This is a genomic window from Bradyrhizobium sp. Kon56 (genome assembly GCF_055807635.1).
This window is the reverse complement of the sequence record NZ_JBVVOU010000471.1, coordinates 1-262: the sequence shown is the minus strand read 5'-3', so window position 1 is coordinate 262 and position 262 is coordinate 1. Positions and strand designations below refer to the sequence as shown.

General features: G+C 60.3%; 1 pseudogene. It reads left to right on the top strand.

The features are described from left to right. Nucleotides 1-17 precede the first annotated feature (17 nt). A pseudogene (locus AC0L3B_RS39705) lies at nucleotides 18-262 on the top strand (aminoacetone oxidase family FAD-binding enzyme); the annotation flags it as partial.

Here is a 262-nt window from a genome sequence, read left to right as displayed (position 1 = left end):
CACGTGGGTCGCGGTCGATGAGCAAGCATTTGCACAGTCAATTGAGCCTGGATGGGGTTAAGGCAGCGCTGTTGCGTGAGCTGGCCCCTGCTGAGCATTTCAATGACCCGGCGCAGCTGGCGGCGGATATCAAAGCGCTGCCGCTGAGATTGGTCAGGACTCGGCCATTGGATGAAGCCATCAGCACCGCCGGCGGTGTGCCGTTCGAAGCGCTGGATGAGCGGTTGATGATCAAGCAAATGCCGGGCGTGTTTTGCGCTGG